This is a genomic window from Devosia sp. P2_G7 (assembly GCF_056403495.1).
The window spans coordinates 13,632-32,154 of sequence record NZ_JBFUFI010000003.1 but is presented as its reverse complement, the minus strand read 5'-3'; the positions used below and the strand labels follow the sequence as shown (position 1 = coordinate 32,154).

Annotated in this window: 23 protein-coding genes; 9 read left to right on the top strand and 14 right to left on the bottom strand. The window is 60.8% G+C overall.

Going from position 1 to position 18,523, the window contains the following annotated elements; all coding sequences use genetic code 11:
- Window positions 1-589 precede the first annotated feature (589 nt).
- A complete protein-coding gene (locus AC1DWU_RS06170; protein WP_477149107.1) occupies window positions 590-934 on the top strand; it encodes a helix-turn-helix domain-containing protein in 345 nt (114 codons plus the stop codon).
- 268 nt (window positions 935-1,202) lie between these two features.
- On the opposite strand, the gene AC1DWU_RS06165 is transcribed toward AC1DWU_RS06170, so the two are convergent.
- The 4 genes from AC1DWU_RS06165 to AC1DWU_RS06150 all read right to left on the bottom strand — a co-directional run bounded on the left by AC1DWU_RS06165 (window position 1,203) and on the right by AC1DWU_RS06150 (window position 2,697).
- Window positions 1,203-1,547: a hypothetical protein gene (locus AC1DWU_RS06165; RefSeq protein ID WP_477149106.1), complete on the bottom strand. Its 345-nt coding sequence runs from the start codon at window positions 1,545-1,547 to the stop codon at window positions 1,203-1,205.
- Between the two features lie 293 nt (window positions 1,548-1,840).
- Window positions 1,841-2,029, bottom strand: a complete 189-nt coding sequence (locus AC1DWU_RS06160) for a hypothetical protein (RefSeq protein ID WP_477149105.1) — start codon at window positions 2,027-2,029, stop codon at window positions 1,841-1,843.
- A 60-nt stretch (window positions 2,030-2,089) separates the two neighbouring features.
- Complete coding sequence (locus tag AC1DWU_RS06155; protein WP_477149104.1) at window positions 2,090-2,410, bottom strand: hypothetical protein; 321 nt, start codon at window positions 2,408-2,410, stop codon at window positions 2,090-2,092.
- Complete coding sequence (locus AC1DWU_RS06150) at window positions 2,410-2,697, bottom strand: hypothetical protein (RefSeq protein WP_477149103.1); 288 nt, start codon at window positions 2,695-2,697, stop codon at window positions 2,410-2,412. Before AC1DWU_RS06150 ends, AC1DWU_RS06155 begins: the two co-directional genes overlap by 1 nt.
- A gap of 78 nt (window positions 2,698-2,775) precedes the next feature.
- On the opposite strand from AC1DWU_RS06150, the gene AC1DWU_RS06145 reads away from it, so the two are divergent.
- Window positions 2,776-3,009: a hypothetical protein gene (locus AC1DWU_RS06145; protein ID WP_477149102.1), complete on the top strand. Its 234-nt coding sequence runs from the start codon at window positions 2,776-2,778 to the stop codon at window positions 3,007-3,009.
- Window positions 3,010-3,471: 462 nt separating this feature from the next.
- On the opposite strand, the gene AC1DWU_RS06140 is transcribed toward AC1DWU_RS06145, so the two are convergent.
- The 4 genes from AC1DWU_RS06140 to AC1DWU_RS06125 form a co-directional block, all read right to left on the bottom strand.
- Window positions 3,472-5,361, bottom strand: a complete 1,890-nt coding sequence (locus AC1DWU_RS06140) for a hypothetical protein (RefSeq protein WP_477149101.1) — start codon at window positions 5,359-5,361, stop codon at window positions 3,472-3,474.
- The gene (locus tag AC1DWU_RS06135; RefSeq protein WP_477149100.1) at window positions 5,361-5,516 is read right to left on the bottom strand and encodes a hypothetical protein; all 156 of its coding nucleotides are present in this window, start codon (window positions 5,514-5,516) and stop codon (window positions 5,361-5,363) included. The genes AC1DWU_RS06140 and AC1DWU_RS06135 overlap by 1 nt, the downstream gene beginning before the upstream one ends.
- 409 nt (window positions 5,517-5,925) lie before the next feature.
- Window positions 5,926-6,642: a hypothetical protein gene (locus AC1DWU_RS06130; protein ID WP_477149099.1), complete on the bottom strand. Its 717-nt coding sequence runs from the start codon at window positions 6,640-6,642 to the stop codon at window positions 5,926-5,928.
- On the bottom strand, window positions 6,639-8,255 hold the full coding sequence (locus AC1DWU_RS06125) for a tape measure protein (RefSeq protein WP_477149098.1): 1,617 nt from the start codon (window positions 8,253-8,255) through the stop codon (window positions 6,639-6,641). The genes AC1DWU_RS06130 and AC1DWU_RS06125 overlap by 4 nt, the downstream gene beginning before the upstream one ends.
- 98 nt (window positions 8,256-8,353) lie before the next feature.
- Here AC1DWU_RS06125 and AC1DWU_RS06120 point away from each other — a divergent pair, with 98 nt between their 5' ends.
- From AC1DWU_RS06120 to AC1DWU_RS06110, 3 genes are all read left to right on the top strand, one after another.
- Window positions 8,354-8,821 (top strand): hypothetical protein, encoded by a 468-nt coding sequence (locus AC1DWU_RS06120; RefSeq protein ID WP_477149097.1) that lies wholly within the window; start codon window positions 8,354-8,356, stop codon window positions 8,819-8,821.
- 273 nt (window positions 8,822-9,094) lie between these two features.
- Complete coding sequence (locus AC1DWU_RS06115; protein ID WP_477149096.1) at window positions 9,095-9,823, top strand: phosphatidylserine/phosphatidylglycerophosphate/cardiolipin synthase family protein; 729 nt, start codon at window positions 9,095-9,097, stop codon at window positions 9,821-9,823.
- Between the two features lie 521 nt (window positions 9,824-10,344).
- Window positions 10,345-10,710 carry a 4-fold beta flower protein gene (locus AC1DWU_RS06110; RefSeq protein ID WP_477149095.1) on the top strand — a complete coding sequence of 122 codons (366 nt, stop codon included), beginning with the start codon at window positions 10,345-10,347 and terminating at the stop codon, window positions 10,708-10,710.
- 703 nt (window positions 10,711-11,413) lie between these two features.
- Here the strand turns inward: AC1DWU_RS06110 and AC1DWU_RS06105 are convergent.
- The gene (locus tag AC1DWU_RS06105) at window positions 11,414-11,836 is read right to left on the bottom strand and encodes a hypothetical protein (protein WP_477149094.1); all 423 of its coding nucleotides are present in this window, start codon (window positions 11,834-11,836) and stop codon (window positions 11,414-11,416) included.
- Between the two features lie 142 nt (window positions 11,837-11,978).
- The gene (locus tag AC1DWU_RS06100) at window positions 11,979-12,644 is read right to left on the bottom strand and encodes a hypothetical protein (protein ID WP_477149093.1); all 666 of its coding nucleotides are present in this window, start codon (window positions 12,642-12,644) and stop codon (window positions 11,979-11,981) included.
- Here AC1DWU_RS06100 and AC1DWU_RS06095 point away from each other — a divergent pair.
- Both AC1DWU_RS06095 and AC1DWU_RS06090 read left to right on the top strand, forming a co-directional pair.
- A complete protein-coding gene (locus AC1DWU_RS06095) occupies window positions 12,643-13,260 on the top strand; it encodes a hypothetical protein (protein ID WP_477149092.1) in 618 nt (205 codons plus the stop codon). The two genes, AC1DWU_RS06100 and AC1DWU_RS06095, sit on opposite strands and share 2 nt — an antisense overlap.
- 48 nt (window positions 13,261-13,308) lie before the next feature.
- Window positions 13,309-14,040, top strand: a complete 732-nt coding sequence (locus tag AC1DWU_RS06090; protein ID WP_477149091.1) for a hypothetical protein — start codon at window positions 13,309-13,311, stop codon at window positions 14,038-14,040.
- Here AC1DWU_RS06090 and AC1DWU_RS06085 read toward each other — a convergent pair.
- From AC1DWU_RS06085 to AC1DWU_RS06075, 3 genes are all read right to left on the bottom strand, one after another.
- Window positions 14,015-15,040 carry a hypothetical protein gene (locus tag AC1DWU_RS06085; protein ID WP_477149090.1) on the bottom strand — a complete coding sequence of 342 codons (1,026 nt, stop codon included), beginning with the start codon at window positions 15,038-15,040 and terminating at the stop codon, window positions 14,015-14,017. The genes AC1DWU_RS06090 and AC1DWU_RS06085 overlap by 26 nt on opposite strands.
- Before the next feature lie 86 nt (window positions 15,041-15,126).
- The gene (locus tag AC1DWU_RS06080; RefSeq protein ID WP_477149089.1) at window positions 15,127-15,456 is read right to left on the bottom strand and encodes a hypothetical protein; all 330 of its coding nucleotides are present in this window, start codon (window positions 15,454-15,456) and stop codon (window positions 15,127-15,129) included.
- A 29-nt stretch (window positions 15,457-15,485) separates the two neighbouring features.
- The gene (locus AC1DWU_RS06075) at window positions 15,486-15,686 is read right to left on the bottom strand and encodes a helix-turn-helix domain-containing protein (RefSeq protein ID WP_477149088.1); all 201 of its coding nucleotides are present in this window, start codon (window positions 15,684-15,686) and stop codon (window positions 15,486-15,488) included.
- A 421-nt stretch (window positions 15,687-16,107) separates the two neighbouring features.
- Here AC1DWU_RS06075 and xth point away from each other — a divergent pair, with 421 nt between their 5' ends.
- Complete coding sequence (gene xth, locus AC1DWU_RS06070; protein ID WP_477149087.1) at window positions 16,108-16,881, top strand: exodeoxyribonuclease III; 774 nt, start codon at window positions 16,108-16,110, stop codon at window positions 16,879-16,881.
- 302 nt (window positions 16,882-17,183) lie between these two features.
- A complete protein-coding gene (locus AC1DWU_RS06065) occupies window positions 17,184-17,384 on the top strand; it encodes a hypothetical protein (RefSeq protein ID WP_477149086.1) in 201 nt (66 codons plus the stop codon).
- 85 nt (window positions 17,385-17,469) lie between these two features.
- Here the strand turns inward: AC1DWU_RS06065 and AC1DWU_RS06060 are convergent, their stop codons facing one another.
- Entirely contained in the window at window positions 17,470-18,270 is an 801-nt protein-coding gene (locus AC1DWU_RS06060; RefSeq protein WP_477149085.1) for a class I SAM-dependent methyltransferase, read from the bottom strand.
- Window positions 18,271-18,523: the final 253 nt, after the last annotated feature.

Genomic DNA, 18,523 nt, shown 5'->3' with positions numbered 1-18,523 from the left:
AACGCGGGCCGTGCGCCATCGGGTTCCCTAACGTTTCCGAGCTTTTCCAGCGTTTGCGCGGGGTTTGCCGGGATTGCATGGAGCATGAATGGCGCATGATCGACTTGCTGCCGCGCCCCTAAGAAAGGGGCGCCAGGTTGGGCGACCTCGAAACTCGCCCCTCCTTTGACTCTTCAACAATCGTCAGCTTGCCAGGCGAACGGGGTACGGGCGAATGGCCGTAAGCCTGCCGCCGGCATTTCGCCCGTCACGGATTACCCCAGCTATACCGCGGCGAACCTTTTTGGCTCCTGCCTCCCGCTGCATTTGGCCAGTGACGTCATCCATGCCCGATCTGCACGGTATCCATGCGGCCCAGGCGGGGTGACGCCTGGCAGGTGGCGGCTGTTAAAGCGAACTCCGATGTACCCTCGTGGCGCGACAGATCGGCGGGTCAATCCAGAGTCACGGAGACCATTGAAGCCGGCACCCAGAACGGGGTGGAGGTTGGCGTGAGCCGCACAAGGTATCGAACCTCGCCCACCTCCATTCGGCCAAGGATGCTGGCTTCGAAATCGTAGCCGACGGGGGTGTAAACGGTGACCGAAGTATGAAGGGGGATCATGGCTGGCCTCTCGTGCATTGTCCGTGTACAAGTGTGTTTGTACCGTGTCATCACGCTAGCACGATTCGATACCATGTCAACTCTCGTTTGTACGGTGTACCATTGATCGCAATTCAAATAAGGATGGCCAGAGCGGCCACGGGTCTTGGAGTGAGGGAGTTAGCCGCGTTGGCCGGCCTAACGGCGAATACGGTCACGCGAATTGAGAATGGCGCCGACGCGAAGCAGTCGACTCTGAACGCCATTCAAGCCGCGCTAGAGGGGGCCGGGGTGGTCTTCCTCGAGCCCGGGCAGAACGTCGAAGGCGGCCATGGCGTCAGGCTTCGATAGCGCATAAAAACGCATACACCCCAGCGCTTTAGCCTATCTTCGCATATGGCATTGATCGTCCGCCGAAGTTGCCTGTAATGCGCATTCGCGGGGAGAAATGGGCGTGCGCATCATTGTAATCGGGATCGCGTGCCTCGTCCTAATGGTGGCCACAGTCCTCCTATCCCTGACAGTGCCAATCGAGGACGCCGAGCCCGGCCTTATCGCCTGGCTCGGGAAGTGACCGGCGGTGCCGCGTGAGCCCGCCGGACTACACCCTCCAAGCTAGCTATCGATCGTTGGCGGCCACGAGCTCGGGGCTTGGCACCGGTGGCGCCATCAGATCCACGCCGTGCCATCCCGCATACTCCACGAGGTGCTGCACCTGGAGCGAGTGCTCCAGCGTCTCATCAGCCATCGTCTCGAGCCTGCCCTTTTCGGCGTGAAGCCACGCCGCCAACTCTTTCCGCCCCAGCCGACGCAAGGCGCCGACGTCGTACATGTTGTTGGCTGCACGCCAAGCCACGCTTGGATCAGCCCCGTTCTGGTTGGCAGCAATCGCGCTTGGATCGCACCACCAGCGAAGGACACCGCGGCCGTCGTAATCGATTAGAAGTTGGCCGGTGGATTCCATCCAACCCACTAGCCGAACGTTGAATCCCAGCCCCTTGCACCTGACGGGCTGACCTAGTTTGAAACGTCGCATATCTTTCTTTGCCCTAGGGTCGTGCCGCCAAAATCGGCGAGCGCGGGGGTTGTGCATCAAAGTGTGACCGGCGGCTAACCCGCGGGAAGAGCATGCATGCGCATATCGCGTGATGACGCATGGGATGGCGGACCTATGCTCATTAATGGGCATTGAACCGTTGAATCTACTAGCAATTCATTCGCGTGCGTTCAGCCGAATATGCTGTGCAGAACGAAAGGCTACTCCACCTTCTTGATCGCGTCAGGATTGTGCCGCAGCGTCTCGAGGTTTCCGTTCGATAGCTGCACCGTTGCGTGCTCGATATCCCCGCCGGCGTCTTGGCTGAGGCGGGTCACCTTGGCCAGCACATGCACCCAATCGCCCACATCGTACGGCAGGTCAGACTTCTTTTTGGCTCGCGTTGCCATCGTACTCTCCAACTCAACGCCGCTTGCTGAGAACGTCGGCGGGGGCCGGAGGTTTCCGGCTTAGCCGTTCGATGCCTGCCGGGCTCGATTGTAGGCACTGAACTCGAGTTGCGAGGTGACCGAGTCCTCGAACGACACGTCCCGAAAACGGGCTGCGTGGGGATTGTAGAATTCGATCAGCGGCCGAGGACGGCCGCAAGCCGGGCACCCCAACTGGTCGCGCATCGATCGCATCGACGAGTACATGTCGAAGTCGGCGCCGAAGGTGAGCTCGAGCACGCTAAGGTCTATGGGCGCCTTACGCCGGCATGCCTCGCACTCGATAATCACCATTCGGCCGTGCTCGATGAACTCGCCAACCGTGCGTGGATAGCGGTCCATCATTCGAGCTCCGGCACGTCGCCAGCCTGAAACAGCACAACAGGCGGCCCGAACTCGCCGGCCTTGAGGTCAGCGTCGCGACTCCAAGTGATAACGCCCGGATGCCGCGTAGCCATCTCGCGGGCGGTCTGAACTGCCCGTCGTTCGTCCGGCATTTCGCGCGGCTCGAATGACGGGAGGAGCTCGCCGTCGTCGCCCTTGTCGAACGCCATGAGGACGATGAGCTTGGTCTTGGCCGCCTTCGGCTCGGGGGCTTTGCCGGGCGTGGTGAGGGGTTGGCGGTACATCGTGATCCTCCGTGTTGTACGGAAGATAGAGCGTGAACGAAACAAGAACAAGCCACGAGGGATTGCGGTCTGTCCCGGATGCCTCATACTAGCCGGATGGGGATCCTGCAGGACCTGCACGACAGCGAGATTAACGCCACCATTTCGGCGTTCTACGATGGCGTCTGGAACGTTGTGATTGGTGATGGCCTGAACGGCATCAAAGCCAAGGCGGTCGTACGCTCCGAAGCCGAGGCGGAGGCGTGGCTGCACATGACGGCTCGCGAGCTCTTTCCCGACAGCGATTACGCCAAACGCACCAATCCGAACTGAGGTCGTAAGGCGAACGCTGCGGGGCCCGCAGCGTTTCGCACCCGGTCGTCGGTGTGGACACCAGCTAAGGCTTTGGAGTCAGTCGTGTATGCAAAACAGCCGACGCTATGTGGCCTTAGCGTCGGCTGCGGTCCGCCGCTCCTCCAGGGTGTAAAAAGGGAATCGGACAGCACATTGGATGCGGGACCGCGTGAGGTGTGCGTTATGGGTGCGTGACGTCTTTAGGCAATTGCCACAAGATCCCCAGCGTCCCGAACTAGGAGGTATCCGCCGCCCTACCGGAGGCGTACGCTCACAGTCGGATGGCGTAATGCTTACCTCGCCGTCCGACCTCCAATTGGCGGGCACGCTGAGGTGTCCGCCATCTTTTTTTGGGTGCGAATGTCCGCTTGGTGGAAATCACACGAGGCCGAGGGCGGCGACATTCCGTCCCGCAGTCGCGTGAGAACTAGAGGCGCACCTTCAGATCTCCCCGTCGAGGGTGATATAGTTGCCGTTGTTGCTGAAGTAGCTCTGATAGATGGTCCCACCGGTAAGGCCGGTGAAGTTGGAAAGGTTGATATCACCACCATCAGGGGTAAGGGCGGTCCCGGCAAAGCTGACTGAGCTCTGGTCGTATATGTTGGTCCCTGGCTTCGTGATACGCAGCACGCCGGTGGCTCCAATTGTCGGCGTGCCGCGCATCAGCGGCCACGAGATCGGACCGATAACCGCCGTTGTAGAGAACGCAGTCAGGGTTGGTAGCGCCTTCAGCAGCTGCCAATAGCGCTTGCACAGATCGATCTCCTGCCCGCGAGAGCGCACCTCCACCGGATAGGTCTTGCCGGTGTTGTTTCCCTTTAGGAACTCCCACGCAACATCGAGCGTGACGTTCTGGGCTGCAGTGCCTTCGGTCCAGATCAGCACGATGACGTTGTTGACAGACGAGCCGAGTGTCGTGGTCAGTAGGAAGTCAGTGACCGTCGCGGCGCTCGGAGTGATCGTCCCGACCTGTGTCACCGTCAATGTAGTGGAGTTGAAGAACTGGCCGGCGGTGAAGGTGCCGTTGGTCCAGGAGTTCACGACGTCGGAAACCGGAGCGTCGGCGGTGCCCGTCCATTCTAGAATAGCATAGCGGATCGCCTGCGATGCCGAGCAGCGGAGCTTGCCGAGCAGCGTCACCGCCTGGCCGCGCAAATCCTTGCAGTTAACCGACTCGACTATCTGGGCCACGCCCATGCGCTGCGCCGTCACCTGCGACTGGGTCAGCCGCATCAGGGACGGCAAGCCGTTGGATACATCGCTCAACGACGAGACGCCGATCGCTGCAGTCTGCGTCAGCACGTAGTGCCGATCCCAGCCGTAGGTGTCGTCTGCCTGCGAAGTAGCGCCGCGCTGGTTGATAGCACCGTTGCCGTTGATCAGGCGGTTGAGAAAGCCACCGGTGGGGACGATCACCGCGCCCGTCAGCCCGTTCACCGACGATACCGCTCCAGCACCGTCCGCGCCGCTCTTGGCGGCCGTGGCCACCAACACGGTGGCGTTCGCTGGCACTGCGCCAGCGACTGGGGTGACTGGCACCTTGCGATAACCGGTGCCGTCCGTGACAGCACCAGTCACTGCGAACTCAGCATAGACGGTCGGGTCGGTCGCCTTCTGAAAGCGAATGTACGCCCTAGCGTTGGCGTTCGAAATGTCGTCTAGGCCATCGAGCCAGGTCGTTAGCGAAACGCCGGCAGCATCCTGATTGTCGACGAATAGCTGGGTAATCGAAGCAAAAGTCGCATGATTGAAGCGAATGGCGCCTGCACCGGGATCGGCATCAGTCGTGGTCGTCGAGAACGTCAGCCGATAGCCGGGGCTGTAGCCGTCCGCTCCATTCGTTCCGTTGGTGCCGTTTGTTCCATCGGTTCCGGCCGCAGCCAGGAGTTGCCACTTCACCGCGGCGAGGTCTGTAGCGAAAGTGCCAGACGTGTGGCCGAGGACGCAGATGTACGAACTGCCGTCGTGCTCGACTTCATCAGTGACGACATAGTCGGTGGCGGTGACCCAAGGGCCTTTCCAAGCTTCGCTGCGGGCCTGCAAGGTATCAAGCACCCGCCTGGTACGTTCTGACATTCTCGCCGAGTCCGGCGTAATCCGGACCTCGTACGGGTCAGCGGTGAGCGATGTACCGGGCCAGGCCACAGCCAGTTCGAACACGCCCGCCACAGGATCCGTGGCGATGCGCTGCGGCGGGACCAAGGGCTGGGCCGGGTCGCAGAACAGGTCGCCGGCATAGATGGCGCCCGTCACTGCGCCGACCAGACTTACGGTCGTAGCGCCGTTGGCAACGGAGGCGGTGCCGGTCGAATACGTGGTGGGGAATGGCATCAGTAGCGAACCTCCACGTCCTTCATCCCGCCCGCGCGGCGCTTGTCATCTTTAGCTACCGCGGCGGCGACGATGCGCTCGACGTCCACGCCGGCAAGGCGAAGGTCTTCGGGCATGGGTGTGCGATCGCGCTCGATGCGCGTTGTTTTGGTCATTTCTGTTCCCTGAAGGGTTCGCATCCGCTGCGCGGATGTCTTTGTTAAATGCGGCCTCGGGCTTAAGGCGCTCTAGTGCCGCTAGGTATTGAACGCCGACTGTCGCGACCTAAATTTTCGGCCGTGATCAACCAGCGGCGAAGGGAGGTTCCAGATGTCGCACTACGTTGACTGGGTAGATGGCTGGGAGATCCATAGCCGTCCGGATGGCGGGTATGGTGTTTACGACAGCCACGGCCTGGTGGCGGGCCCATACGGCCGCAAAGAGGACGCGCTGGCCGCAGCAATACGGTTGCCGAAGCACCCGCCCGCTAGCGCCAAACCCATTCACCAAGCCAAGAGCTAGGTGACAAAAAGAACGCCGCACCGGGGGGTGGTGCGGCGTTAGTGATATTGAGGCTTGGCGTTCTTAGAGGCGTTGAACCTGTGCCGCGATAACATCAATGGGCGGCTTTGGTTCCGGATCGATCAGCTTGAACAACTCGTCCGGCCAGGTCTGAATTCTGGTCACTGTGACGCCGTCCGCGCTGACCACCGCGTGGTCGACGTGACACCCAATCCAATAGCCGTCCGTGGCGCCGTCGCGGGTTTCGTCCTTGCCTGGTAGCCGGCGCATAATTTCCATCAGCGCCAGCCCGCCAACTGCCGCGCCGTCGGCGAACGTCTCAGCGTCAAGGCCGGCCGCCGCGATATCGGCCTTGCTCGGCAAGTTGCCGCCTCCAATCATCTCGCCGGAACGGTCTATGAGGGTCCAAGCCGGTCGATCTCGCCCCTCGAAGCTGTTCAGCATGAACTGGCACGGGCCGCGCGTTTCCGAGACCGCGGCAACGACAATCTCGGAGTGTTGGTCAGGAGGCTCGCCGGGTTCGCTGCGGACGTCTTCCAGGGCGCCGACAAGTTGCTCGATCGTGTCGTCAACGGAACCGCAGGCGGTCAACTTGAGGATGGCGTCCGTCATCGTGCGCAAGTCGCCGTGGTTGCCGCGGCCCACCATGGCCAAGGGCACGTATTCGGACGCTACGATCTTATCTGTGGCGGCGATAAGCATGCCGTTGGGTAGGCAGGTTGCGCCGTCGGCCAAGAGTTCGATGCGGTCGGCGTAGGGAAGGGCCAAGAAAGCCGTCATGCGGCGAACTCCAATGTGAAAAGCTGACCCACAGGCGCGGTTAGGCCCATATCGAGCAGTTGGTTGCCGATCTTCGTGAACACTGCTCCGAGGGCTTCGCCAGCGCTCTTGGCCTCGAGCAGGTCGCTGATCAGACCGCTTAGCGCGTCGCGCGACAGGTCACGCCACTGGCCTGCGGTCTCACGTATCCTGTCTTGCGACTCCGCGAGCTTCTGCGCCTCCACGGACGCGATGGCATAGCCGCGGGCCAGGTCCCGTATTTGTGCGATCACCTTGTCATCGATAGGTACCCTGGCGTCGATTGCGGCCCGCATTAGGTCCAATTCTATGCGAGCTCGGTCGGTAGCCGCGCCATAGTCATTCACGAGCGGGTTGAGGGCGGCCTGTGCCGCGGCCTGGGCTACTAGGGCGTCAGTTTGATCGATGATGGCGTTGCGGGCGCGCTCATAGCCGTCCAGCGCGTCGGAGCCGGTGCCAACGGGCGGCTTGAAGTGGCCAAGCGAGACTGTGCCGGTGGCAGGGGCTCTGAACGTCGCCAAGTCACCGAAATTGGCACCCTCACCGGCGGGGTCAAACTTTTGCTGGCTCGCGAAACCGATCTGGCCCTTGAGGAGGTTGGTCCCATCTAAGAAGTCATCAAGGCCCCCCGGTCCGGACAATCCAAGCGCCGCGCGGAAGTCTGTCTTCCATTGCTCGAGGCCGGCGAGACCGTCCCCCAACGCTTTGAAGAATCCTCCAATGGGCGCTGCGTTCTCGGCGAAGGCGTTGCCGACATCACCGACAAATGACGCGAGATCGTTCAGCGCGCCGCCAAGCGCTACGCTGAGGCCGGTTGCGTCGTCGAACTGGCCGGCCGTCTTGATGGCCGCGTTCTCTACCTTCGTAAGCCCCTGTGCCAGCGTGAACGCTGCGTCTGCGACCTTGCCGCGCAACGTCCCGGCGCCGGCCTCGAAGGCCCTGAAGAATGCCTCGCTAGAGACTTTTCCCTCAATGACTAGCTTGCGAAGCTTGGCCACCGAGCCGCCGGCCTCCTCCAGCCCCGCGGCGGCGGCCTGGGCGACTGGCAGCGCGCCCTCCATGATACTGTTGAACTCTTCGGCCCGAACCGTACCACCCCCCAGCGCCTGCGAAAGCTGCAACAGGGCGCCACTCGACTCGGCTGCACTTCGGCCGGAAACGCGTAGCGCAACGGCTACGTTTTCGGTGAAGGTAAGAAGCTCTTCACTCGTTACGCCGAGTTCCTTCTGAGCAAGCGACGCGCGGCTGTACAGTTGGGTAAGAGCTTCCACCGGTGCCGCGTTGCGTTGAGCTGCTGCGAACAGCGCCTCGTAAACGCGCGTAAGTTCTTCCCCGGCGAGGCCGGCGGTCTTCAGGCCGTTTTCGATCCTCGTGTTTGCGTCGAGAAAGCGCTGAGCAGCCGCGACCGACAGGGCGCCGCCGATCACTCGGCCAATGGCCGAAAACCGAGCGTCCGCACTCTTCTGCATCGAGGCAAAGCGGCGATCGGTCTGCGAGGCGAAGCGATCAATCTGGCGACCGACCGACACGAGTTCGCGCTGTAGTTTTACCGACTGCGCTTCCAGGACGATCAGTAAGCGGGCGTTGTCACTCATCGGGGAGGCACGGCGGCTGGGAGTTGGTCGTTTGTATAGGCAACGAGATCCGCGGCGAGGCGGTCGAAGTCTGGAGGCATTTTGGTGATTTCCGGTGGGTGACGTTCGATTCAGGTGCGCACGTTAACGAATTGTTGTCGGGTCGCTTGCGTGTGCCCAATATTTGCGCAATCAGTAACGAATTAATGGGGGTTCAAATGATTAGGCAATCTATTGCTGTCGCCGCAGTTGCGGCGCTAGTGTCTGGCTGTGCGACAAGTCCTAAGGACATCGCGCCCGCGTATGTTTCTCCAATTCTCTATCAGAACCTGAGCTGCGAGCAGTTGCAGCAAGAGGCGGCTAGAGTTTCGCAGGCCGCCGCGGTGGCTACAGGCGCGCAGTCGAGCCAGGCGAGCAAAGACGCAGCGATGATGGGCGTTGGCCTGGTCCTATTCTGGCCGTCTTTGTTTTTCATCGGCGGTGACAAAGGGAACGCAGCCGAGGTAGCTCGCCTGAAGGGCGAAATGCAGGCCATCGAGCAGGCGAACATTTCCAAGAACTGCGGAATCCAGTTCAAGCAGGGATGAGGGCCTGGGCCATCGCATTTGCTGTGGTCATGCCGACCCTCGCGCCGGCGGCTGAGAACCTGTCGCCGGCTAATCCTGCGGTCGCGCCGCAGATTGCGGCGCTTGTTGCGCGGTCATGGTCCTGCCAGCCGCGCAAAACCTGCGGCAAGATCGGGTCTTGTGAAGAGGCTGTCTACTACCTCCACAATTGCAGCTGGGGCGGCAAGCTTGACGGGGACAGCGACGGGGCGCCGTGCGAGACCCTTTGTGGGAGCAATAATTGAGGGAGCGAAATTGGCCAAAATGACGCCAGAGGCGCTTTACGTTAGCATAGGTCGGCTCATTGAGATGGCCCCCAACTTAGCCTCACGCCCTGTGTCGAGCGAGACCCAGCTTTGGTTAGCGCGCGCCTACGCGTTTGTAAGTGAGACGGGCGACTTTGCAGACGCTGCCGCAATCAAATCGATGACCAACTTTGTTAATCTGGGCAACTACGACGACCACGCCAACCTGATTATGGTCATGCTCTACCGAGCCCTCGCAGTTGCAGAGTTAGCCGCGCCGGCGGCGGTTCAGGGCATGTTCGTGAACGCCGGAAACCCCTTCGATGCCATGGTTGCCATGGGCAAGGTACTTGGACAGGCGAAGATCAGCGCACGGATCATAGATCCGTATATGGATGAAAAGGCCTTGTCGGATTTTGCGGTCTTGGCAGATGAGAGCATTCGGATGGAATTGCTCTCTGATGCCGCTTCTGTAAAGCCGTCGTTCGCGCCGGCCGTCGCCCGATGGCGCTCGCAAAACGTCGCGAAGCGTCCCCTGGAGGCGCGACTCTCCTCGCCTCGATCGTTGCACGATCGGCTCGTGGTGATCGACAACTCCACAATCTGGATGATGACGCAGTCGCTCAATGCACTGGCGGCTCGATCTCCGGCGACGATCGTCAAGATTGAGGGCGATGCTGTTCCTCTGAAATTGGCCGCCTACGAGGCGTTCTGGAACGCTGCAACGCCTTTACTCTAGCGGCTATTGGCTATTCAGCACGCCGTGCAAAGTGCTCGGTGGCTGGAGTTGCCCCCATGGATTGCAAACAAAGCCGAAGGAGGTTGAGCATCTTGACGCTCGCGTCATCGGCTTGCAGTCGAGCTCGCAAGATGGCGACGATCGTCATGAGGCCACGGTGGGAGCTATCCAGCCAGTCGATCTCCTCGGCCGTGGCGCGCCAGCACCGGGCCTCGTCAGCTTTCAGCCATTCTGGGGCCTCCCCTAGTGGCCCCAGCGTCCACGAATGGGACGCCGGCAGGGGCTGATAGCGCTCTCGATGCTTCTCTGTCGCGCCCAAAGCAAAGGCTTTTGCATACGGCGTCTTAGGACGCGGCATTTGTCACCCTGGGGTTATGAATTGGAATACTGCGTGCGAACGGGGGGCGCCGGTGTAGGCTCGTAAGGGTCTGAAAGATCGACATACCCCCCCGTACGGCGGCCAAGAGGCCTACGCAGGCTTAACTGAGCGTGGTAAGTCATTGATAGAAGGAGGCGGCCCCATGGAGGCATTGTTCAACTGTAGTAGTGTATTAGTTGGCTGGCTCGACACGGACGGGTCAATCTTCGACACGCACCTGCGCTATATTGCATTTGTCGTTGAGGGGCATGCTTGGTCCGTAAGCAGGAAGACTTGGCTGGGGCCTGCCGATCACACCACCATGATGGATAGAAATGGTCGACCGGTTGCTTTTGGGAGCGACCACCAGCCAAGCGGCACGCTACCCCCGCTAACGCCGCTCACCCCGCTAACACCTCTGACACCGCTCACACCCCTTCGGCCGTTGACGCCACTCACCCCGTTGACGCCACTCACCCCTTTGGGCGGGTGGTCTGACCTCGGGTTTGAGGTCTGGCTGAAGCAATAGCCAACTAGGCAGATTCCGGCAGTTGCGACGGGGGCGGGATTTTTTTGGGAACTGTACTCCGATGGATCGCCCTAATTCTGTTTGCCGGGGCCGCGGTCGTAGTCGTCGCGGTGGGAGGCTTATTATGGTGGTCTTCCTCACAACCACGAACCTTCGACGAGTGCATGATCGCCGAGATGCGCGGTGTCGACGCGTCGATCTATCCGAATGTCCAAGCGGTCTGCGAGAAGCGCTTCTCAGTCCAGATACAGAGAGCTCCAGCCGCAGGGCAGTGGAACTGGAGCTCCGAAAACGGAAAGATTCTGGTTACGTTTTTGTCACCGTTTAGCACCACCTATCAGCCTGTAAGTGGAAGCGTACTGGTGTCCGAAAAGTCCTGTGAGGACTCCCAGCCGACAGATTTTGGCGATCCGATTACTCTCTACAACATCACCAGTGGTTGGCTCGAGGGTTACGGACCAGCCGGGGCTACCTGTATGAGGCTTGGGGAAATCTGGGTTACTCGACGCTAAAGCTCCCTAAGCAGCGCATGCGATGGCGCCCACACGCGAATGGTTTCGCCCCAGGCTTCGTCCTTGCGCTCGAGTTGGAACACTGGGTGACGATGCCGGATCTTTCCTCACGCCGTTCCGTTCGTGCGATGATCTGCCGCTCTCGCCGCGGCGGGTGCGCAGTTCCTCATTGAAGTCAAAATTCCGCTTGGTCATGGAGACAACTCCACCGTCGCAAGCGCGGTCTCGAGTTCGGCGATGTAGGGCGATGCGTTGCTGCCTCGTGGTCTGAAATTCGCGTAGCTTAGCGCGGCGTTCCGTGATGCCGTTCTCGTCCTGTGCGAGCAGCGCTCGCGACGTTGAAAGGTGGTGTTCGAGGATGGCGCGCCCTGATCCGTCCAGACGAGCGCGGCATCTGCCGCTCGCTGCGGCGCCACGCCGAGTTTGTTGAGCGTTCGAGTCAGTGCGACCTGCAGCACGCGTCGCAACCCGAACTGTCGCGGTATGCCCAGCGTCGAACTATCGACGTCGCCGTGACGAAGTCTGATGACTCCATGCTCAAGGTAGCGACTTAGCACGGGTGTGGGCGTGTCGGCTGCACTTGCTACGCGGCCGAGCGTGTAGGTGGCATCCATTTGAAACCTGTGTGTTGGGTCTTATGGGGGAAATGAGAAACGCCGCCCGGCGGGGAAGCCGAGCGGCGCATTGAATGGGTGCCTACAAGCAGAAGCACCAACCCCTTAAACTATAGCAGATTGGGGTAGGTGGGCTCCGGGGCTATGCCGCCGCCCGCTCTTCGCACCAGATGCGCCCTAGTTCCGCACCGACCAACTTCAGTCCGTCGATTGCTTTCTCACGGCCGACGGTAGCTGCTTTCTCGGTGCCGTAGCCGAAATCTTTGCCGATCTCGGTCATCGAACGCCGCTGAAACACCGACACCTCCTCCACGATCCGCCAAAGGTGTCCTGCGGCTCGCTGGAGCCTTGCGACTAGCTCTCGCGCGTAGATCGCTTGCTCCGGAGCATTGAGGCGCCCAAGCGGCAGGTCACGCGGGTGCGGGCACTGCCAGGTCAGCGAGGCCACGTGCACCAGCCCCTCGACCTCGCCCGCCGTCCTCATTTCTGAGGCGGCCACACGGCCCGCGCTGTACTCATCCTCGAGTGGAGAGCGTCGGTCGCTGGGCTGATAGGTAGCGAGGGGGCGACCGGATCTGGCTACGTTGCGGCGCGCGATCCAGTGAGCGGCACTCTCGTTCGGCTTTCTGTCGAGTGGGTGCCGAATTCCGTTGTCGTTTGCTGGCTCTTGGCGTGGCCTGACACGAACGAAATGGACGATCGTCGCGTAATCGTGGCCCGACGGGCTGTCGAAGTGCTCAGCTAGGCTGATGCCCTCCCGGCCGGCTTCGAATACTGGTACGTCGCGTAGTGCGGTTGCGTTCGGCATGGCTCTGTTCCCCGTGGCGCTAGAAAAGCGCGTGGGAAAAGTGAACCCGCATACACCGACACACGTAAATATGCGTCGTTTGAGTTATGAAGAAAAAACGAGCGTCGGTGGCCGAGGAGAAAACAAAAACCATGCGAGATTTCCGCCGAGGGAGCCCCTTGCCCTAATCAATCCGAACAAGGCTTGGGTTGTTGAGCAAGTTGACAAACTAACCGCGGAATGGCGTGGATGGCTTGAAGAAGCGTCTGTCCTGCCCGTTAGTCCGGAGTACAACCCTCAGACGGGTGCTGAGGTAATGATGGATGGACGAGCCAACATCAACCGGCACGGGATCCTGCGGGAGAAGACCCTTACCTTCTTGGCGAGCAATTTTACTGGCTACACCTTCTTGCTTGAGAACTGGAAGCCTTACCCCCACGAAGACAACCTATCGCGCCGACGCGAGGTCATCCCTGACTGGATACGCCGCATGGAGGTGCTGGCAGCCTGCATAGAGTATGCCAGGGTGCCCGACGGTTACTGGACCACCCGGGGAAAACAACTCGTTGAGGCAATCGCCGGTAAGGCACCGGACAAGATGGCGGAGATTGCGACCAGCTTCCTCAAAGGTGGGTGAGTCACTTCGTCAATTGGGGGCTAAATCTTGGCGCGAGATCGAGAAGCAGTGGTCGAGACAATCATTAGTGCGGTGGACCGTGCGATATCGCAACTGCTGAAGTCAGTACCGGCCCCCGCGTTGTCTAAGACAGCATCGGGCCAGCGGGCGTTCAGATTCAACGACCAGACACCTCAGCAAGCCATTCTCCTGAAGTTAGTGAGGCTTTGCAGCGCCCTGCGAGCACTCGATCTGCTGATGGGAGCGGGACTGACCATGGATGCCGGCGCGAGCATGCGCATCCTTGATGAGACGGGGGCGGACATCCAGTTTCTTGCAGGCCCGGTGCTCTTTGCCCTTCCCCCGGAACGCAACCACGAGCGGTTCCTGGCGGAGTTCTTTCAGGAGGAGTTCGACCATTCGGACCCTGTGCTGTCGACGCAAAAGCGAGACCGCGTCTCACGCAAGGAGGTTCGAGCCTACATCGCCCGCGTCTTTCACGGAGAGCATCCCACGGACAATGTGATTGCGCACGACGCCACCATATACAATGCGTTCTCAGGATTCGTTCACGGCGCCGGCGTGCACATCCTCGACACGTTTGACCGTCGAGGGTTCGACGTCCCAGCATCAAAGGGGCACCCACAGATGGAGGCGTTGGAGGAGCAGTACTCGAACTACCTTCACCGGGCGTTGATGGATACGGCGATAGCTGCCAAGGCGTTGGGGGACGAAGCGGAGTTCGAGCGGCTAAACGGGCTCCAACTCGAGCTCTTTACGGAATATGGGCACATCCGGTGAGACCGAGGCCGGGGGGACTAGGCCCGAACCGGGCCAGCGCCGCCTCGCCAATGTCATTCGCCGGGACGAGCGCGTCGTTGCTTAAGTGAAACTCCCGGCTGTCATCAGGCATCAACCGACACCGAACCCGCACGCCAACGGCATTGTCACGCCCGCCGCATGCGGCTGCCAATCGGTCAGCATCAGCGGTCGTAAGAAACAGCCTTCCCCGTTGGCCGTCGTCGTATGCAACGCGCACAACGGCGCCGCCGTCGGTGTCATCGCCACCCATGATCGTCACCGAAAACCACGGCAGCGGTCCGGCGCGCATAAACTCCTTGGGACTGCTGCGGTCTACCGACATTTGCACGAGCTGTCCGATCGCTTCATTCGATCCGTTTTCCAAGTCAATGGCGTTGAACAGGCTTGCGTACTCGTCGCTATCGATGTTGCAGCGCAGGACAAATTTCCGGCCCTTGCTGCTCCGCAGGTGCGCAATAAAGATCTCCTTGTCAGCACCCGAGAACTCGGCGTGGACGATCCGCCATTTCGAGAATCCAGGAGCCGTACGGTGCGGGTTTCCTTTTTCTTCCGCCGTCCCCGGCGCGCGCCCAACGGCGCGCGCTCCTTCCGGGGCGGCTGTATACTCTTCTTTAGAAGAGGAATTGGTCCCCCGCTTGGGGGACTCCCCTCCGTACGCCTGGGGGACTCCCTCCTGCGCACGCCTGGGGGACTCCTCGTCCGCATCTGCGGGGTACACTTTCCGGCAGTCGACACTGGGTTGGCCGCCGTTGTTATGGCGCACCCAAGCGCTGCCACGAAACCACCAGTTCACGTCCCACATGGTGGGCGCGGTGTGGGTCGCTAGACTTTTGATGGATACGCGACCGCTAGTGGTGAGAGTCGACGAGTACTTGTGCGCCATCTTTTTCGTTGTGCCGGCCCCTGCGGCGATAAACGTCAGGCTGCACTCCGAATGCATTCGCTCGTTGTCCCAACTGGTCGCGATGGTCGAGATCATGCGCTTCTGCAGGTCCGTCAACGTAGGGTCCGACTGCAGGTCTTCGCGAAAAGCAAGCTTGTCGGCAGCTCGAACCCTATGCCAGCTCATGTGCGACGCGCGTCGACTGCGGCGCGATAGACCGCAACGCCGCTTTCGGTCGTGCCGATGCGCTCGATCAGCCGAGTGCACCTAAGTGTCTTTATCGCCTTGTCGATCGAACGGCGGCATGCTCCGGTCCGGCGCCCGAAGTCCTTGTGGGTAATTCGGGACTCGCCCCATAAAATCGTTTCTCGAGCTATAGATACGGCAATCGAGATTGCCGTGCTGGAGCGGACGCGAAGCTCCGCGTTGCCCATAAACACAAGGACGAGTTCCGCGTCCTCTTCGGACAAGTCGCGTTCTGACTGATCGAGCGGCTGTGCCTCAACCGACATGCGAAATCCTCTTGGTGTGGAGTAAGGGGTTAGGCGGCTTCCTGCCGCTCCAACCAAGTGTTCAGGCTCGACTTGCGAGCCGCGACCGTTCCGCCAAGTTTGAAGGCCGGAATGAGGTCGTCATAGACCAACCGATATGTTTGTCGGCGGGTGATACCGAGATGTGCAGCAATCGCTGACGCCCCCATCAGCAGATCGCCGGACGGGGTGTTTTCGTTTGCGTGGTTCATTGGAAAGTGCCTCCTGAGAACTCTAGAGGCCTAAATAGGAACACCGATACACCGACATACGTCAAGGTGCTTTCCAATCGTTGCCGACGCTCCACGACATGTGCCATCGTGTTCCATCGAATTCGGATGGCCGGCATGGCAACCGTTACCAAGCGCCACCGGGTTTCGCTGAGGTTGCCACGCATGTCCGCGAACGCTCATCGGTGATTAAGATGCCCCACAAACCCCTTCCGCAACGCGCTGTCGGTGACAAGATGGACGGTCAGAGGAGCAAAAGAGGCCGAGATTAAGATGATCAAGCGGAAGATCCAGGACACAGCTGCCAAGGCGCACTCGACGGACCGATCCACACCGCCAGCGGCCAAGGGGAACCAGAGCCAGACTGGACGTTGAATCGTCGGCAGCGACCTGGAGGTCGGACGTGCGGATCGCGACCTACAACGTGAACGGCGTCAACGGGAGGCTTCCCCTACTCCTACAGTGGCTCGACACCACGAACCCGGACATCGTTTGCCTGCAGGAGCTGAAGACCTCAGACGAAAAGTTTCCCATCAACGCGATCGAAAGCGCAGGCTATGGCGCGATCTGGCACGGTCAAAAGTCTTACAACGGTGTGGCGATACTCGCGCGAGGTCAACAACCCGTGGAGACGCGCCGAGGCCTTCCCGGAGATCCGGACGACACCCACAGCCGGTACCTTGAGGCTGCCGTCGGTGAACTAATCGTTGGGTGCATCTACCTGCCCAACGGCAACCCAGCTCCAGGTCCGCGGTTCGACTACAAGCTGAGTTGGTTCGAGCGTCTGAACTCCTATGCGTCATCACTCGTCGGAATGAAGCGCCCCGTGGCCCTGTGCGGCGACTACAATGCGGTCCCCACCGAGTTGGACGCCTATCGCCCGGAAAGATGGGTCGGAGACGCGGTGTTCTTCCCGGAGACGCGGGCGGCCTATCACATGTTGACCGATCAGGGATGGGTCGACGCCCTGCGGGCTCTCCACCCAGGCGAGGCGATTTACACCTACTGGGACTACTTTCGGAACGCCTTCGGGCGCAACGCGGGACTGAGAATGGATCATCTCCTGCTCAATCCTGTCCTAGCTTCGCGCTTGGCCGCCGCTGGAGTGGACCGCGAAATTCGCGCAGCAGAGAAGACAAGCGACCACGCTCCGGTCTGGATTGAGTTAGAGCCGTAGCGAGATACACCCGAGACAGAGAACCACTACGATATCCCCCCGCAACTTTCGGTGCTCAGGAGGTTGTTTGTAGGCCGCACGAAGGCGTTCGCAAGTTGACCTTTCCAGCCGATCCTACCCAGCGTCAGCCCAAGGGAGATCATAGCCGTCGACTGTCATCGGGTCTGGACCCGAGCAGGTCGCAACGGCCGCCGGGATCACGGTTGAAGAACTCCGAGAGTATCAGAGTGCGTAGCCGGACCACGATTGCTCGATCCAGTTCTGGATTTTGGCGAGCCCAGCCCTTTCGCTACGGCGTAAGAGTGAGCGATCTCGAGGCTGCGCTCGGCAACGAGTTGCGCATAGAGCAGTCCATGCTGCGTCATGACTTTCGCCGTCGATCCGCCAGATGCGCCGGGACCGACGCGCAGCGCCTGCACCAGGTCCATCCCCTCCTCTGGCAGCCTGACTGTCGTCAGCCCGACGAGCCCTCCGCGTACTACGACCACCTCGGCGTGAAGTGAGCCCTGGATGGCCGAGGTCCGCTTCGCGCCAAAAGGAAACACCCGTGTCGCGCGAACGAGGGAGGGACCACCGAAGTGGCGTCGGTTACGGAACAATCCCGCGGCAGGCCCACGCCAAACTGGCGAACGAACGCGGGCCGTCAGGTCTCCCGCTTTCGTATGCATCTCGAACTGCGGCGGTTGCTCTATCGAGCTCCTCTGCTTCGAGTTGGCAAACAAACTTGCCAAGCGGTCCTTCGCCGGCAGCTATGGGCGCCCACAGGTCATCGAAGTCGCGGTAGTCCATGCGGACCATCAACTGGTCCTCCGCCACGTTGTTCAGTCCCTGGTCGACAAAGGCTCGTTTCATTTCGCCAGGCTGCATCATTGGCTGGAAGACATAGCGGTTGCGAAGCTGGCGCCCACCTTCCGACAGCATTGCGATGGTGTCCACGATCATACGCATCCCGGACATGCCACCAAGATGGTCCCACACAACCGCCGCCACGACACCGCCTGGCCTGACGACTCGGCGCATTTCTCTGATTGCCAGCGGCGTGTCCGGGACAAAGTGCAATACCAGCATCGCCATCGCACGATCAAATGTCCGATCCCCAAAGGGCAATGCAGTAGCGTCCGCCTGTTCGATCGTGACCCGCGGATCGGTATTAGCCTGCCGCGCGGCCTCGACGAAGGCCGGAGCGTAGTCGATGGCTCGGATCTCGACGGGCTCGCTTCGTGTGGCGAGTTCAAATGTCAGGCTGCCGGTACCACACCCGACGTCGAGCAGCTTCTCGCCGGCAGCGAGCCCCGCAAACTCGACGAATGCGGGTGCCAGCTTGCGACTCCATCGCCCCATGAGCTGCTCATACCCGGACGCCTCGTGCACGGTGAATGTGGACGCCATCTTAGCACTCCCGGAATTGCCTGGAACGAGTTGGACAACCTAGAACACGAGGCCCAGCGCGCCAAGACGCGATGGCCGCTTGGGTCATTAGCGGACATCCGGCGCGCCGAAATCAGCACGGTTGAGTACGCCGGAAGGCCCGGATCGAACGCGCGAGAAGCCCGGAGATGCTTGCACCATGCTTTACATGCGGGCGGCCGTGACGTGCTAATGTTGTGGACCATTATTTTTGATCGCCGTGGCTGTCGTTGAC

Coding starts and splice junctions, on each gene's coding strand:
- AC1DWU_RS06150 (WP_477149103.1), bottom strand. CDS start 2,697: ATGTACCGCCAACCCCTCACCACGCCCGGCAAAGCCCCCGAGCCGAAG.
- AC1DWU_RS06060 (WP_477149085.1), bottom strand. CDS start 18,270: ATGGCGTCCACATTCACCGTGCACGAGGCGTCCGGGTATGAGCAGCTC.
- AC1DWU_RS06110 (WP_477149095.1), top strand. CDS start 10,345: ATGGAGGCATTGTTCAACTGTAGTAGTGTATTAGTTGGCTGGCTCGAC.
- AC1DWU_RS06085 (WP_477149090.1), bottom strand. CDS start 15,040: ATGATCTCGACCATCGCGACCAGTTGGGACAACGAGCGAATGCATTCG.
- AC1DWU_RS06155 (WP_477149104.1), bottom strand. CDS start 2,410: ATGGACCGCTATCCACGCACGGTTGGCGAGTTCATCGAGCACGGCCGA.
- AC1DWU_RS06135 (WP_477149100.1), bottom strand. CDS start 5,516: ATGACCAAAACAACGCGCATCGAGCGCGATCGCACACCCATGCCCGAA.
- AC1DWU_RS06095 (WP_477149092.1), top strand. CDS start 12,643: ATGGCTCTGTTCCCCGTGGCGCTAGAAAAGCGCGTGGGAAAAGTGAAC.
- AC1DWU_RS06160 (WP_477149105.1), bottom strand. CDS start 2,029: ATGGCAACGCGAGCCAAAAAGAAGTCTGACCTGCCGTACGATGTGGGC.
- AC1DWU_RS06100 (WP_477149093.1), bottom strand. CDS start 12,644: ATGCCGAACGCAACCGCACTACGCGACGTACCAGTATTCGAAGCCGGC.
- AC1DWU_RS06140 (WP_477149101.1), bottom strand. CDS start 5,361: ATGCCATTCCCCACCACGTATTCGACCGGCACCGCCTCCGTTGCCAAC.
- AC1DWU_RS06165 (WP_477149106.1), bottom strand. CDS start 1,547: ATGGAATCCACCGGCCAACTTCTAATCGATTACGACGGCCGCGGTGTC.
- AC1DWU_RS06130 (WP_477149099.1), bottom strand. CDS start 6,642: ATGACGGCTTTCTTGGCCCTTCCCTACGCCGACCGCATCGAACTCTTG.
- AC1DWU_RS06080 (WP_477149089.1), bottom strand. CDS start 15,456: ATGTCGGTTGAGGCACAGCCGCTCGATCAGTCAGAACGCGACTTGTCC.
- AC1DWU_RS06125 (WP_477149098.1), bottom strand. CDS start 8,255: ATGAGTGACAACGCCCGCTTACTGATCGTCCTGGAAGCGCAGTCGGTA.
- AC1DWU_RS06170 (WP_477149107.1), top strand. CDS start 590: ATGAAGGGGGATCATGGCTGGCCTCTCGTGCATTGTCCGTGTACAAGT.
- AC1DWU_RS06145 (WP_477149102.1), top strand. CDS start 2,776: ATGCCTCATACTAGCCGGATGGGGATCCTGCAGGACCTGCACGACAGC.
- AC1DWU_RS06075 (WP_477149088.1), bottom strand. CDS start 15,686: ATGAACCACGCAAACGAAAACACCCCGTCCGGCGATCTGCTGATGGGG.
- AC1DWU_RS06105 (WP_477149094.1), bottom strand. CDS start 11,836: ATGGATGCCACCTACACGCTCGGCCGCGTAGCAAGTGCAGCCGACACG.